The organism is Bacillus sp. S71, from assembly GCF_016625265.1.
Classification (GTDB): Bacteria; Bacillota; Bacilli; order Bacillales; family Bacillaceae_G; genus Bacillus_A; species Bacillus_A cereus.
The window spans coordinates 35,942-50,186 of record NZ_JACVUW010000021.1; the positions used below are offsets into that span (position 1 = coordinate 35,942).

Sequence of the window (14,245 nt, forward strand, 5' to 3'; positions counted from 1 at the left end):
TTTTTCACCTTCTCATTTAAATTGTTTCATAAGTTTGGTATTCTTCTTCTCCAAGCGCTAGCTTCGCTTTCATACGATCTTCTTCCCTTTGGAAACTAATACGTAATACCCCAAGCAGTCCTTCACGCGCTTCTAATATTTGCAAGTTCGTAATACTAATTTCCTCGCGCGCTAAAATACTCGTAATATGAGCCAATGCCCCCACCTTATCTAATACATCAACGTATAAGTCGTGATAGGCAGGAATTGCACCACTCTTTCTTACTGGTAAAGAATCACGGTATTCCTTCGCATCTGCAAAAAAGTTTTGAATCTCGCCTGCATCCCCGGTAGAAACTGTCTTATATAAACCTTCCATTTCAGAGATCCACTCTTTTAATAATACCATTAAATGCTCTCGATTTTGCTTTACAATATCACTCCACATTTTCGGACTACTAGATGCGATACGTGTAATGTCTTTGAAACCTCCAGCAGCGAGTTGATGAATGAGCGGATTATCTCCTGCATGTTTCTCAACTTGCTTTACTAAACCTGCTGCGATAAGATGCGGGAAATGACTAACAATCCCTGTTACATAATCATGTTCTTCTGTATTTAAAACAAGAAAATGAGATCCTGTTCCTTTTAACCATACTTTAAGGTCTTCCACTTGTTCATTTGGTACATGATTCATCGGTGTTAAAATGTAAAATGCATTTTCAAATAAATGCGCCTTTGCGCTTTCAACTCCCGTTTTATGAGAACCCGCCATCGGATGTCCCCCAATGAAAGAAACTTCCTTTGAAAATAAAGCTTCCGCTTCGTTCATAATAGACCCTTTTGTACTACCAACATCAGTCACTATAACATCTTCTCGTAAACGGAATGACGCAAGTTTGTGTAATAGCTTCTTCGTTTCTTCAACTGGAGAAGCAAAAACAATTAAATGTGCCTCTTCACATGCATGTTGTAAATCAACTGCTACTTCATCTACTACGTGTAATTCTTTTGCACGCTCTACTTGCTCTTTAAATATATCGTAACCTGTTATCGTTACATCGTGCTCTTTCTTAATCGCTAATGCGAGAGAGCCTCCTATTAAACCTGTTCCAATTAATACTACCTTTTTACGCATTTGCCTCATCTCGAGACTTACTTTTTTTGTTTTCAAAGTGTTGTTTTAACACTGAAATCACTCCTTCATTTTGCTCCCTTGTTCCAACTGTAATACGGACACCATTTGGGAATGGACGAATAATAAACCCTGCATGTGCACAAGCTTCATAAATCTCTCCTGCATTCTCAACTGGCAAGAAGATGAAATTTGTTTGTGATGGATAAAATGGAATTTCATTTTCCTTACAAAAGCTTTCGTATTGTTGTAATCCCTCTGTATTCACACGAACTATTTCTTCAATAAACTCGTTATCACCAAAAGCAATCGTAGCTGCTTTTTGCGCTAATGAAGATACGTTAAATGGTAAACGTACGACATTTAATTTCTCAATTAGCTCTTCCTGTCCGATCGCATATCCAACGCGGAAAGAAGCTAATCCGTATGCTTTAGAAAACGTTCTAAGTACAAGAATGTTTTTATGTTTTTCTAAAAGCGGTAATGTCTCAGGGAAATCTTTTGCTGTTACGTATTCATAGTACGCTTCATCAATGACAATTAACGTATTTTCACTAATGCCTTCAATAAATTGAGTTAATTTTTGCTCATTCACATATGTGCCCGTCGGGTTGTTCGGATTACAAATCCATACGATTTTCGTATTATTATTTACCGCTGACAAAATTTCGTCTAAATCGTATACACCATTATTTAAAGGAATTTCTTTCACTTCACAGCCTTCAATAATCGCATGATGACGGTATTGCGGGAATGTTGCACCTGCTGTTACAATGTTATCTCCCGCTCGTAATACGGCGCGGCTTATTATTTGAATGATTTCATCTAAACCACTACCACAAAGTACTTGTTCCATTTGCACATGCAACTTATCCGCGATTGTTTGACGGAGCGTCGTAGCACCTCCGTCAGGATATAAAGCATGTTCCAACCAAGATTTTTGCAACTCTTCTAAAACTCTCGGTGAACAACCGAATAGATTTTCATTCGATGCTAATTTCACAAACGAATGATCTCCGTACACTTCTTTCATTTGTTCTGGTGATTTACCTGGTTTATATGGTTGTAATGATGATAGTTGATCTTTTACTTGCACGTTAAACCCACCTTTTTATTAAAATTCTTTTGCGTAGTTATTGTGTTGCATAATGTTTTGTTTTAATAATTCCATACGATCTTTTCCGAATTGTTCGACTAGTACATCTGCAAGTTCCCATGCTACAACAGATTCAGCTACTACACCCGCTGCTGGCACTGCGCAACTATCAGATCTTTCAATACTCGCTTGGAATGCTTCCTTCGTATCAATATCAACGCTTGCTAACGGTTTGTATAATGTAGGAATTGGCTTCATAACGCCTCTTACGACAATTGGCATACCTGTTGTCATACCGCCTTCTAAACCACCGGCATTATTCGTTTTTCTCGTGTATCCTTTTTCTTCATCCCACAGAATTTCATCATGCACTTTACTTCCTGGTTGTCTTGCCGCTTCAAAACCTAAGCCAATTTCAGCACCTTTAAATGCATTTATACTCATAATTGCACCAGCAAGTTTTGCATCTAATTTACGATCGTAATGAACGTAACTACCAACGCCAATTGGCATACCTTCTGCAATAACTTCCACAATACCACCGATTGAATCTCCGCTACTTTTTGCGTTGTCAATCGCATCCATCATTTCTTGCTCTACTTCTTTATCTAAACATCGAACTGGTGAGTTTTCAGTTATCGTTTGAATTTCTTCAATCGGTAAGTTTGAAATATGTTTTGCTTTTACTCCACCAATTTCAAGAACATGTCCTGCAATTTTTACGCCTAATTCGCTTAAAATTTGTTTTGCAACTGCACCAGCAGCTACACGAACTGTCGTTTCTCTTGCAGATGAGCGCTCTAATACGTTTCTTATATCACGATGACCATATTTAATTGCTCCATTTAAATCCGCATGTCCTGGACGTGGTTTTGTAATTGTACGTTTCATGTCCTTACTTTCTTTTTCAGAAATTGGCTCAGCACCCATTACTTTCGTCCAATGTTTGAAATCATCATTTTTTACGATTAACGTAATCGGTGATCCAAGTGTCATCCCGTGACGAACACCACTTACAATTTCAACTGTATCTGTTTCAATTTGCATGCGTCTTCCGCGTCCATGACCTTTTTGTCTTCTTAATAATTCTTTATTAATATGTTCCGCCGTAAGTGTCAAACCTGCTGGTACACCTTCTAAAATAACTGTTAACTGCGGTCCATGTGATTCTCCAGCTGTAATGTATCTCATTTCTCTTGCCCCTTTACTATTTTTTTGTACAAAAAAGTCCCTACTGAGCGCTCAGTAGGGACGATGTTTATCGCGGTACCACCCTAGTTGTAGACAACTGTCGTCTACCTCTCTTCTTCTTTAACGATCGTTTGACCGTCTTCCCCTCCATAAGTTGTCGAGAAAGATGCTCCAAGGCTGTAATTCATGCTTACCTTTGTACTGATTCACACCAGCCATCAGCTCTCTTTAACAGTGAGATAAGCACTACTGTTTCCTCTTCAACGCATATATGATATGGAATTAAGATAATTTATTTTTGAAACCTTTTAACTCATCCATGAATCTATGGAATTCTGGAATGTCCATTTGTTGTGCAGAATCTGACAATGCAACTGCTGGATCTGGATGAACTTCAGCCATTACTGCATCTGCGCCAATTGCAAGTGCCGCTTTCGCTGTTGGTAATAATAAATCTCTGCGTCCAGTTGAATGTGTTACATCAACGATAACTGGTAAATGTGTTTCTTTCTTTAAAATTGGTACTGCAGAAATGTCTAATGTGTTACGTGTTGCTCTTTCGTATGTGCGGATACCACGCTCACAAAGAATAATTTGATCGTTACCTTGCGCAATGATGTATTCCGCTGCATTAATGAACTCATCAATTGTTGCTGCTAATCCACGTTTTAATAATACTGGTTTGTTAACTTTACCTACAGCTCGTAATAAATCGAAGTTTTGCATGTTACGTGCGCCAACTTGAATTACATCAACGTAGTCTAATGCCATTTCAACATCGTTCGGATTTAAAATTTCACTAATAATTGCTAAGTCGAACTCGTCTGCTACTTGGCGTAAAATTTGTAGTCCTTCTACTCCTAAACCTTGGAAATCGTATGGAGATGTTCTCGGTTTGAATGCACCACCACGCATTAATTTTAAGCCTTGGTCTTTCATCGCTTGCCCTACTTGACGAACTTGCTCTAAGCTTTCTACTGCACAAGGTCCCATGATGAACGTTTGTGTTCCGTTTCCAATCAATTCACCTTTTACATCAACGATTGTATTTTCTTGTTTCTTTTTACGTGATACTAGTAACGCTTTACGGTTATCATCTTCTTGTAACTCTAAGCTTGCTTTGAAAATCGTTTTGAAAATATGTTGAACTGTTGATGTTTCGAATGGTCCTTCGTTATGCTCTGCGATCATATCAAGTACTTCACGCTCACGTACTGGATCAAAGCGTTTCGTACCTTGTACTTGCTTTTGTTCTCCAATTTTTTGAACGATTTCACCACGTTTGTTTAAAAGGTGTAATAGTTGTAAGTTAATTTCATCTACCTGTTTACGTAATTGATCTAATTCATGATTTGCCATTTGGAAATCCTCCTCTAATGTTTTAAAAGTATAGTAAGAGAATAAAAGATTCTCTATTTTCTGAACTGGTTAATTATACAAATTTATAGTGGAATCGATACCTCTTCTTATTTTAAACTAATAATTCGTACAAAGACATGAACTACTAGTTAAAAAGCCACTTTTTTGTACAAAAAAGCCCTACTGATCCAATCAGTAGGGACGATATTTATCGCGGTACCACCCTAGTTGTAGACTTCTTTCGTCTACCTCTCTTCATTGTTAACGATCATCTGACCGTCTTTCCCTTCATAAAGACAATACTATCTTTACTACGAAAAAGATGCTCCAGGACTGTAATTCGCTCTTGTTTTTGTACTGGTTCGCACCAACCACCAGCTCTCTGTTACAGGGAAACAACAACTACTGCTTTTCCTTTCAATGCATGACTATTTTATTTTCAAGTTGGACCACTAAAATACAAAAAGTCCCTACTGAATAAATCAGTAGGGACGATATTTATCGCGGTACCACCCTAGTTGTAGACTAACTTTCTGTCTACCTCTCTTCACTGTTAACGATCAATTGACCGCTTTTTCCTCATAAAGACAAACTATCTTTATTACGAAAAAGATGCTCCAAGACTGTAATTCATGATTATCCCTGTACTGGTTCACACCAACCACCAGCTCTCTGTTACAGTAAGACTAACCACTACTGTGATCTCTTCATTGCACTTTGTTTATTCAAATGTTTTTGAAATTGAATAAGTATGATTCGTATTATAGAACGCTTTTCAAAACACTGTCAACAACTTTTTATATATTTTTTAAAATTCCACTTTCGTCCTATAATTCTTCTTGTAAATCACCCATTACAATTCCTATGCGAATTATTTCATTTTCTAGTAAATGTAAAACATATTCCTCTACTCCATACTGAACTAATAATTCTTTTATTTTTATGATTTCTTTTTCAAATAAAACGGCTTCTTGACATGTTTGTAGTAAAATAAAAAACACATTTGCAAACATTTCTTTATGCGCTTTCATACTTTCTTTCTTATGAAGCATTTCAATCAATAACTGCTTCATTTCCTCACCTGTACATTTACCATTTACACTTGAAAATGCACGAGACATAATACATAATCCTTTTTCTAATATTTCATCCATGTATAAAATAATACGTAAAAGCATTACATATTCTCTCGCTGTTATCTCACCCATTTTTGGTCGTTCTCGCAAAAATACACTGAGCCAAGCTGTCCAAAATTTTTGTTGTTCTTTTACACTTAATGTTTTGACGTAATAGCATAAAAACTGCATAAATTTAATTTTATTTTCTTCATTTTCTAATACGAGTAAAGGGTATAACCAATCTGTTTTTTGCTCCCAATATAGTACACATTTAATAAATACAAAGCTAAGCCACTTCAAGAAAGCTTCCCTCGTATGCGGATGTAATACTTCCAAATGTTCTATCGCATACTTAATAAAACGCTTCATTTCTGTAAATAAAGGTAAATTTATTTGCGTGTAACATAAACCAGCCCATGCATATTCCGTAATTTCATTTTGTTTTTTTAAATCTAAGTATGGTAACAAATATTTTCGGCACCATTGCTTTTCAATATGATATAGAAATGTAATATCTGCTATTAAACGAGCAAACATAAAGTTTGTTCGTACTGAATTAACTCTTACTTGTTCTTCAAATAAAAATAAATATTCATATACATTACGATCGTATAAATGATCATATGATAACAACTTTAATAATACAGCCGTCATTTTTCCAACAGGATGCTGAATTGATTCATTGTAAAAATCTTGTTTTCCAAGCTTAAAATCCGTATCACTCTTCATAACTTGAGGAAACACTGAAAAAGCAAAGCGTTTTACAACACGTATACTATTCTCTTCTAACTCTTCTAGTCGATTACTAATTTCATATAGAAAACTACTAATTAACCAATGAAAAGCAGTATTTCTAACAAATTTCTGCAATAACGGAATAATTTTTTGGATTTGATCATTTGTCAATCCTCTGTTATTTCGCCATTCTCTAATACAAACAAACCATACTTCATTACTTATTTCTTGCACTCCTACTAATTGATATGCGAATGAAATACTCCACTCTGTATTCAATTTACATGCTTTTGATAACATCTCTAAAAAATGGCGTTGTTCAAAAACACCATCTTGCGAAAATTGCCGAACTTGCTTCATAATTTCAACATCTTTCAGCTGCAATAATCCGTCAGCTGTTACATTACAAGTAATGCTTTGCGCTGTATCCTCTTTCTTTTGTACACTGTATCGTTCAGAATGAAAATGAGGATGCTTTTGCTTCATTAACTCATACCCATTTGCCGTAGATGGACTATTTGAATCACACTTGAATAATAAGTCTAATACGAGACATGCATCAAATACTCTCTCTTCTGTAAGACGCTTTATTACAGTTCGAGTGACTTCTTCTTTTGTTTTTTCCAAACAATTTGCATAATGACTTTTTAAAAGTTGGAAAACTTCATGTTTATAAGTGAAATCTAAAAGAAGTCCTTCCTGTAACAACCATTTCATTTTGTCATCTACACGAACAAAAATATTTTTATTCATCGCATCAATTGCAATTCGCTTTTGAAGTACACTATTCGCTTCTATCATTTCTGTAATATAATAATCCGCTTTTTTCTCATTGTTTTCACATAAATAAGTTAGACACTCTTTTACAATTTGTATTAAAAATGCAAGATCATTTTGATGAAACTCTTTTTCTACATCTTCCGTATTTCTTTTTTTCAGTGCCGTTTGTCTTAATGACAACATTCTCAATTTTTCTAATCCAATCATCATAATTGGAACAGCATAATAGGCGATATATGGCCTCATCTTTTCATTCCAAATTTGCTCCACATGAGAAAATGTTGATACTGGTAAGCGACTCGATTCCTCGAGTTCTATTGCTTCTTGCGTATCATTTCCCCATTTTCTTACACGTTTCAACTTCAGCTTTCCGTCTAAAATAAAAGTTAGTAACAATAACGCAATTTCCTTATGCTCAGGAAAAGAACATTTTTGCAGTAACTTAGAAATCTTTTCTATAGAGCTACTATCTTTTTCAGCAGTTTCTAATAAAAGGAGTGTCCACCTGGCAAACAACAATGGGTCCATCTTACTCTTCGTTTCGTTTAAGTAGTTACAAATTGTTCTCCATAATAACGGTGATATTTTAGAATAGTTTTTATAAATTAATTGAAATAATTCTATCTGATGACTAAAAAGAAATTGTTCCACTAACCATTCTGCAAGTAATTCATCTACTTCATTATAGTTTGGCGTAAGCATAAACAAATTTTGTAATTTACCTTCTGCTTCTAACCATTCGACCCATTCATAATCGTGAGCAAATTCCACAAAGTAACGAACTGTTTCAATTTTTTTAATTGATTGCTTTATGTATGATAATTGTTCCTGTTCTACTGACGGGGGAACCGTTACAATATCCCGAATACGCATTCTTTTCGTAATATAATTATCACCCATTAATTCCGCCCAGCGTTTTACCGCTTTTACGAGAGATTGATGATTATTCACTTTATTCGGATACACAATCGGTCTTATCCCTAAATGTTCCCAGTGGTACGTATTTTCTCCTTGTGCGACAAAAGCAAATCGTCTTGTACTTGGTGGTAAACCAGTTGCTAAATATTTCATTACTGGGTCATTATGACTATATCCAACGAATAAAACGGTGTAATTTGAGAATAGATCGACTAAAAATCTTCTCGCCCACCCTTCCGTTAAGTAAGCCCTTCCAAAATCACCGTCTGTTAAAATTAAAGCCTCTTTCTCCTGTTCTACATTACCATGTATATAAGCAAGACCTTTAAAAGCTCTCCCAGTCGGTAAAGCTGGAGCGTAATAAACATTGATATCTCTATTTATTTCTTTAATTGCAGTTGTAAAATGTTGATCAAAATTTGTTGTTACAATGCGGATATCTGTATCTAAAGGAAATAACCTTGGAATTGCATAATGTAATGGATTCGGTTTTGATTTCTCTATATGAACAAGATCTCTTGCGACTTGATGTACATCTTTTGTTTTCGCAATTTTACCAAGATAATAATCATGTGGTTCTGTTATTTCACGCTTTTCGACATATAACGTTTTTGCAATTTCATCAACTAAATCATCAAAATTTGGTAAGTTTGATTTCCCTTTCATAGAAACTCCCGCTCCAACAAATAACACTAACTTTCCTTGCTCAATGTGATCAATTAACTCATCTGGAATTTCTACTTCTGAAGTAATCCACATCCTGGATTCCCCCTTACCTAAAAATGTCATACACTCTCATTTTACTATAACATTTTTTCGTTATTTTTATAATATTTAGACTAAATTCCGAACATGAAAAAGTTTTATGTAAATAAATCCGTTACAATGTATGAACTCCAGAATTTATTGCAAAACTATGTATAAATCGGAGGTGTAAATTTTGAATGATTTCACAGTAGTGCTTATCAAGTTTATATCGTGCATTATCGCATTTAGCATTGGGCTTGCTTTATTTTTCCCTGCAACGTTTGTTCAAATTATTTCATTCAGTCTCTTTGTTACAATCGTATCCTACATGTTCGTTGATAAAATTATTTTAAATCGAATTGGCAATACTGGTGCCATTATGTCGGATTTCTTATTAACATATTTAAGCGTATGGATTTTCGGTAATATTTTATTAGACAACTATATGCAAATTGCATGGGGCAGTATCCTTTCTGCCATCGTCTTCACTTTATCTGAAGTAATCGTTCATCGCTTCTCTAACTCTCATACAAGGCACAACAATGATAACATTCGTATTAATCGCCGCTTTGCATATGGTACGGAGTTTGCTGAAGAACAAAATATATTGGATAAAGACAAGAAAAAGTAACATTTTAATGCAGGAGCACCCTTTTTAATTATGTGGTGCTCCTTTTTTGTATATTTTTATTATGGTACGTGAAATTATATAAACGATTATTTCAAAATATCGACTTACCAACAATATTTGACGCTATTTTTCTAATAAAAAAACTGCCTCTTATTTAGAGGCAGCCACTTTCAAGTCTTTTAATGCAACAACATCCGCAAACGCTCCCAATACTGCGTTATGATGTTTCACAATATCTTCAGCACGTAACACTTCTGCATCAAATGTACTATGCGCATCACTAACTAACGTTACTTTATATCCTTCACTACATGCTCTGCGCGTTGTCGTATCTACACAATACTCTGTTTGCATTCCCGAAAGAATAACGTGTTCAATTCCTTTCTCTTGTAACACTTCGCTTAAGTTTGTCTTATGGAATGAATCTGGCGTCGTCTTTTCAACAATATCATCCCCTTCTTGCGGAGCGATTGTTGCATGGATTCGCCATCCATCCGTACCTTTTTCTAACGGATGGTCTTTAGGACCGTTATGTTGGACATAAATAACTGGAATATCATTTGAACGACATTCCCCAATAAGCTCTTGCAATGTTTGTAAAAACTTTCCCCCATTATGTACTGGCATTCCAGCTGTATACATACCGGCTTGCACATCAATTACGATTAATGCTTTTTTCATTTCACACAGCTCCCTTCGTTTATATAAGCCATTGCATATTCATTATAATTGTTTGTATTCCATCATCCAACAATCTTCTAGTTCCCCCTCATGCAGCTCATGTTCCTTTAAAATCTTTACTTTTTTAAATCCGCATTTTTCATAACACTTTATCGCTCGTTCATTATTTACTTTCGGATCCATTGCGATTGCTTCTGCTCCCATTTCCCCCATAATGTATGTAATTGCTGCCTGAACGAGTTTTTGTCCAATTCCTTTTCCCCAATAGACTGGTTCACCGATAAATTGATCCATTCCCCATACATTTTGTGATTCTTTATAGCCATATATCGCTTTCCACTCTGAATCAACTGGGTACATTTGTATGTAACCAATCGGAACGGTATCAAATTCTATTAAACATCTATTTTCATTACTGTTTGGATTATGCATAAAATGATCAAGCACCTTTTCTACAGATTGCGGATTATCTCGCCCTTCGTAATACCGCAGGACTGCTGGGTCCGTTAACCATTTAGAAATGATAGCTGCATCATTTTCCATTACGTATCTAATCAATAAACCTTCTTTTTGAAAAAGCATATTATACCTCTATTATTCCTTTATATTTTTTCTTGATGTTACATCTTTCATTGCACCTACTAATGCATATGGTAGTAATGTAATCGCAAAAAATGCTGTAAATACGTTAAATTGCGGGATTGTATAGAGTGTGAACCATTCAGTGAAAAATTGAGAATTTAATATTCTATTAAAAAACTCTCCGCCTGGCCTAAAGTTTGGTGCCCACGCAGTTATTTCACACAAAATAAACAGTAACTGAACAATAAAAAATGCCCCTAGATAACGAAACCAAGTCCGTTTCCATATAGGTTGTGCATTTTTTAATATATCCCCCATCTAATCCCCTCCTTAAATATCCATCATATTGATTATACACTTTCTCCACGTTATTTGTTAAAATTTTCTATATAATCAATACTGTTGGGGGAATGCATTATGTCTAATCATATACTTACATCCACTTTAATCATTCTTAGAGGAAACTCCGCAAGTGGTAAAACAACGATCGCAAAGCAACTACAAGAACATTTCGGACAAGGTACACTTTTAGTCTCTCAAGACGTCGTGCGTAGAGATATGCTAAGAGTACACGACACGATGGGGAACTTATCTCATGATCTACTATTTGAAATTACGAAGTACGGAAAAGGAAAATGTAAGTTTGTTATTTTAGAAGGTATTTTAAACAATCGTAGATACGGTGATATGTTGAAAGAATTAATTCGTTATTTTGATGGAAATGCATATACATATTACTTTGATTTATCACTCGAGGAAACCATTAGACGACATAACACAAGGGACAAACGACATGAATTTGGTGAATATTCCCTTCAAAAATGGTATAATCCGCACGATACAATTGAAGTTGCTAGTGAAACTATTTTTACAGATAATTTTACACAAAAAGATATATTTGATGCGATTCTTAACGATGTTGCGATACAAAAACAAGACTAATATAATATGTTAGTCTTGTTATGTACTTTGTGTTTCCGTTTTTATAATTGAACAATCTTTACATAAATAAAAATAGATATTCATTTCCCAAAACTGGAAATCAACTACTGAAATAAGTTCACGTTCCTCGATATCTTGTGTAATTGTAGCAGCATACTTCATCTCTTTAGAACAAGTTGGACACGCCAAATCCTCTGGAAGATCATCATATAATGGTGCCCCTAACAATCTACATACATATTCCGAACCGAACAAGTCGAAAGCTTCCCAGTACCTATCTTCATCTGTAGGTATATCTTCATTTTTCATATTTATAAGCTTTACCGTTGTTTTTGGTAATGAAACTGGTAACTTATCTTCCTCTTCCATTATCCATTCTTCTGTATTTTGCTGCTTTATGATTTGAACTGTTTTACCTCCATCACTTAACTGAAAATATTGCGGTTCCCACACCATCGCGCAGTTCAAGCGTGAAACGAATGGTAAAATATTTAGTTCATTACTTTTAAGTTCAGCAAGTCTCCCATCTTTTAAATCAAAACAGAGAATTTGATGCATCTTCTCACCGCATAACTTACATACTGGCAAATTACAATCTTGACCGCCAAAGTAATGATTATATGAACCTCTTCCTTCAATTACTCTATACCCTTTCCGCTCATTACAATGTGCGCCATATAATTCTATTGTCATATTCTATCCTCGCCTTTTATAAGAATGATTCACAAAATGATAATAATTAAGACTAAAAAACATCGTCTTCCTGAATAGTTTCCATAATAAATTCTTTTAAACTCGGAGATATTTCTTCCATTTCGTCATCCGCGTGATACCAAATATATATTTTATCATCCGTTTTTCCATTATTTATTTTAAAGCACAATTTATCCCCTGAACCATCGTCACCAATTATGATAAGATTTTCTGGTATAGACTCATCTCTCATGTCAATGTTTTGTCTAACAATATCATCCCAAGTTTTCGTTACATTTCTATTATCTTTAATCGGATATAGTATCCATTCCCCTATTTCAGCATTATTAACTAATTTAATAAGATCCCTATATTGATTTGGGAAAGCAGCACCTAGCTTTTCTTCCGTTTCTTTTATTTGCAACTCCAATACACCTTGTTTCTTTGTTTCAATATATTCTCTTACTTCTTTCATGAAATACACCTATCCTTTGAACTTAATTACACTATTATGAGTGAAAGTGTTTAGTAAACGATTTGATCCGATTTATATATTTCATTATACGTTAACCCTTCGTTTTCAACATACTATTCTTCTCTACTTCTCAATAACCTTCTGTTCTACTTCCTTACCTCATTCTTAATAGTTTTTCTAAACATGAGACAATTTTTATGTTTTATTACAGGTTTATTAATAAGTCATTTAAAAATCCTATTATACTTCCACTAAAAAAATAAAAGCCAGCCTCAATAAAGAGAACTGACTTCTATTTGGATCATTATAGTTACTATAAAATTTTTACTTTAACAGTTTTTCTTCCCCAATTCATAGCTTTACTTTTTGACCCCATTAATACATCAATACGATTACCTTTAATTGCGCTTCCAGTATCACCAGCGATAGCTTCTCCATAACCTTCTACCCATACTTTAGATCCTAATGGGATTACTTTCGGGTCAACTGCGATAATTCTCATATTCGGATTTGCCGTTAAATCATGCCCCATCGCAGTTAAAACGCGTCCACCATATGTACCATTTTCACTTGGATCAGCAGTATACGCTGTCGCTACTACCGTTAATTCACGTTTAGCAGACTGTATATTGTTTTTTGATACTTCTTTCGCTCTCTCTTCTTCTTTAGCCTTTGCTATTTCTCTTGCTCTTTCTTCTTCCTTAGCTTTTGCTATTTCTCTTGCTTTTTCTTCTTCTTTAGCTTTTGCTTTTGCTATTTCTCTTGCTCTCTCTTCTTCTTTTGCTTTTGCTATTTCTTTTGCTTTTTCTTCTTCTTTAGCTTTTGCTTTTGCTTTTGCTATTTCTCTTGCTCTCTCTTCTTCTTTAGCTTTTGCTATTTCTTTTGCTTTTGCTATTTCTTTTGCTTTCTCTTCTTCTTTAGCTCTTGCTATTTCTCTTGCTTTCTCTTCTTCTTTAGCTTTTGCTATTTCTTGCGCTTTTTCTTCTTCTTTAGCTTTTACTTCTTCTTTAGGCTTTACCATTTCTTGCGCTTTCGGTTCTTCTTTAACTTTTACTTCTTCTTTGACTTCTTCTTTGACTTTTGCCTCTTCTTTAGGCTTTACTATTTCTTGCGCTTTCGGTTCCTCTTTAACTTTTACTTCTTCTTTGACTTTTGCCTCTTCTTTAGGCTTTACTATTTCTTG

The 14,245-nt window shown here is 34.8% G+C and carries 13 protein-coding genes and 3 other annotated features; of the genes, 2 read left to right on the forward strand and 11 right to left on the reverse strand.

Features of this window, described 5'->3' with window-relative positions:
• Positions 1 to 16: 16 nt before the first annotated feature.
• The 5 genes from tyrA to IBT51_RS25720 all read right to left on the reverse strand — a co-directional run bounded on the left by tyrA (position 17) and on the right by IBT51_RS25720 (position 9,070).
• Positions 17 to 1,117, reverse strand: a complete 1,101-nt coding sequence (gene tyrA / locus IBT51_RS25700; protein WP_161114647.1) for a prephenate dehydrogenase — start codon at positions 1,115 to 1,117, stop codon at positions 17 to 19.
• Positions 1,110 to 2,210 (reverse strand): histidinol-phosphate transaminase, encoded by a 1,101-nt coding sequence (gene hisC / locus IBT51_RS25705; RefSeq protein ID WP_200458239.1) that lies wholly within the window; start codon positions 2,208 to 2,210, stop codon positions 1,110 to 1,112. Before hisC ends, tyrA begins: the two co-directional genes overlap by 8 nt.
• 18 nt (positions 2,211 to 2,228) lie before the next feature.
• Complete coding sequence (gene aroC / locus IBT51_RS25710; RefSeq protein WP_088022196.1) at positions 2,229 to 3,401, reverse strand: chorismate synthase; 1,173 nt, start codon at positions 3,399 to 3,401, stop codon at positions 2,229 to 2,231.
• A 53-nt stretch (positions 3,402 to 3,454) separates the two neighbouring features.
• Positions 3,455 to 3,674, reverse strand: a binding site (T-box leader).
• Positions 3,675 to 3,683: 9 nt separating this feature from the next.
• Positions 3,684 to 4,760: a bifunctional 3-deoxy-7-phosphoheptulonate synthase/chorismate mutase gene (locus tag IBT51_RS25715; protein WP_001273575.1), complete on the reverse strand. Its 1,077-nt coding sequence runs from the start codon at positions 4,758 to 4,760 to the stop codon at positions 3,684 to 3,686.
• 194 nt (positions 4,761 to 4,954) lie between these two features.
• Positions 4,955 to 5,190 (reverse strand) — a binding site (T-box leader).
• Between the two features lie 54 nt (positions 5,191 to 5,244).
• Positions 5,245 to 5,480: a binding site (T-box leader), on the reverse strand.
• Positions 5,481 to 5,587: 107 nt separating this feature from the next.
• Positions 5,588 to 9,070 (reverse strand): DUF4020 domain-containing protein, encoded by a 3,483-nt coding sequence (locus IBT51_RS25720; RefSeq protein ID WP_140155494.1) that lies wholly within the window; start codon positions 9,068 to 9,070, stop codon positions 5,588 to 5,590.
• A 181-nt stretch (positions 9,071 to 9,251) separates the two neighbouring features.
• Between IBT51_RS25720 and IBT51_RS25725 the strand changes: the two genes are divergently transcribed.
• Positions 9,252 to 9,689, forward strand: coding sequence for a YndM family protein (locus IBT51_RS25725; protein WP_000997702.1), 438 nt, complete (start codon positions 9,252 to 9,254; stop codon positions 9,687 to 9,689).
• 150 nt (positions 9,690 to 9,839) lie between these two features.
• Here IBT51_RS25725 and IBT51_RS25730 read toward each other — a convergent pair whose 3' ends face one another.
• From IBT51_RS25730 to IBT51_RS25740, 3 genes are read right to left on the reverse strand one after another with little or no spacing between them, the layout of a single operon-like run.
• Positions 9,840 to 10,370, reverse strand: a complete 531-nt coding sequence (locus IBT51_RS25730; protein ID WP_053564161.1) for a cysteine hydrolase family protein — start codon at positions 10,368 to 10,370, stop codon at positions 9,840 to 9,842.
• A gap of 42 nt (positions 10,371 to 10,412) precedes the next feature.
• Positions 10,413 to 10,952 (reverse strand): GNAT family N-acetyltransferase, encoded by a 540-nt coding sequence (locus IBT51_RS25735; RefSeq protein ID WP_000898784.1) that lies wholly within the window; start codon positions 10,950 to 10,952, stop codon positions 10,413 to 10,415.
• Between the two features lie 12 nt (positions 10,953 to 10,964).
• Positions 10,965 to 11,270, reverse strand: coding sequence for a YfzA family protein (locus tag IBT51_RS25740; RefSeq protein ID WP_000502339.1), 306 nt, complete (start codon positions 11,268 to 11,270; stop codon positions 10,965 to 10,967).
• 99 nt (positions 11,271 to 11,369) lie between these two features.
• Between IBT51_RS25740 and IBT51_RS25745 the strand changes: the two genes are divergently transcribed.
• Positions 11,370 to 11,894 carry a kinase gene (locus tag IBT51_RS25745; RefSeq protein WP_098137605.1) on the forward strand — a complete coding sequence of 175 codons (525 nt, stop codon included), beginning with the start codon at positions 11,370 to 11,372 and terminating at the stop codon, positions 11,892 to 11,894.
• A gap of 18 nt (positions 11,895 to 11,912) precedes the next feature.
• On the opposite strand, the gene IBT51_RS25750 is transcribed toward IBT51_RS25745, so the two are convergent.
• The 3 genes from IBT51_RS25750 to IBT51_RS25760 all read right to left on the reverse strand — a co-directional run.
• Positions 11,913 to 12,587: a hypothetical protein gene (locus IBT51_RS25750; protein ID WP_200458238.1), complete on the reverse strand. Its 675-nt coding sequence runs from the start codon at positions 12,585 to 12,587 to the stop codon at positions 11,913 to 11,915.
• Between the two features lie 52 nt (positions 12,588 to 12,639).
• Positions 12,640 to 13,062, reverse strand: coding sequence for an SMI1/KNR4 family protein (locus IBT51_RS25755; RefSeq protein WP_078401523.1), 423 nt, complete (start codon positions 13,060 to 13,062; stop codon positions 12,640 to 12,642).
• Between the two features lie 313 nt (positions 13,063 to 13,375).
• Positions 13,376 to 14,245, reverse strand: an 870-nt coding sequence (locus tag IBT51_RS25760; RefSeq protein WP_200483301.1) for a 3D domain-containing protein, incomplete at its 5' end; no start/stop codon positions are given.

Coding starts and splice junctions, on each gene's coding strand:
- tyrA (WP_161114647.1), bottom strand. CDS start 1,117: ATGCGTAAAAAGGTAGTATTAATTGGAACAGGTTTAATAGGAGGCTCT.
- aroC (WP_088022196.1), bottom strand. CDS start 3,401: ATGAGATACATTACAGCTGGAGAATCACATGGACCGCAGTTAACAGTT.
- IBT51_RS25715 (WP_001273575.1), bottom strand. CDS start 4,760: ATGGCAAATCATGAATTAGATCAATTACGTAAACAGGTAGATGAAATT.
- IBT51_RS25720 (WP_140155494.1), bottom strand. CDS start 9,070: ATGTGGATTACTTCAGAAGTAGAAATTCCAGATGAGTTAATTGATCAC.
- IBT51_RS25730 (WP_053564161.1), bottom strand. CDS start 10,370: ATGAAAAAAGCATTAATCGTAATTGATGTGCAAGCCGGTATGTATACA.
- IBT51_RS25735 (WP_000898784.1), bottom strand. CDS start 10,952: ATGCTTTTTCAAAAAGAAGGTTTATTGATTAGATACGTAATGGAAAAT.
- IBT51_RS25740 (WP_000502339.1), bottom strand. CDS start 11,270: ATGGGGGATATATTAAAAAATGCACAACCTATATGGAAACGGACTTGG.
- IBT51_RS25745 (WP_098137605.1), top strand. CDS start 11,370: ATGTCTAATCATATACTTACATCCACTTTAATCATTCTTAGAGGAAAC.
- IBT51_RS25750 (WP_200458238.1), bottom strand. CDS start 12,587: ATGACAATAGAATTATATGGCGCACATTGTAATGAGCGGAAAGGGTAT.
- IBT51_RS25755 (WP_078401523.1), bottom strand. CDS start 13,062: ATGAAAGAAGTAAGAGAATATATTGAAACAAAGAAACAAGGTGTATTG.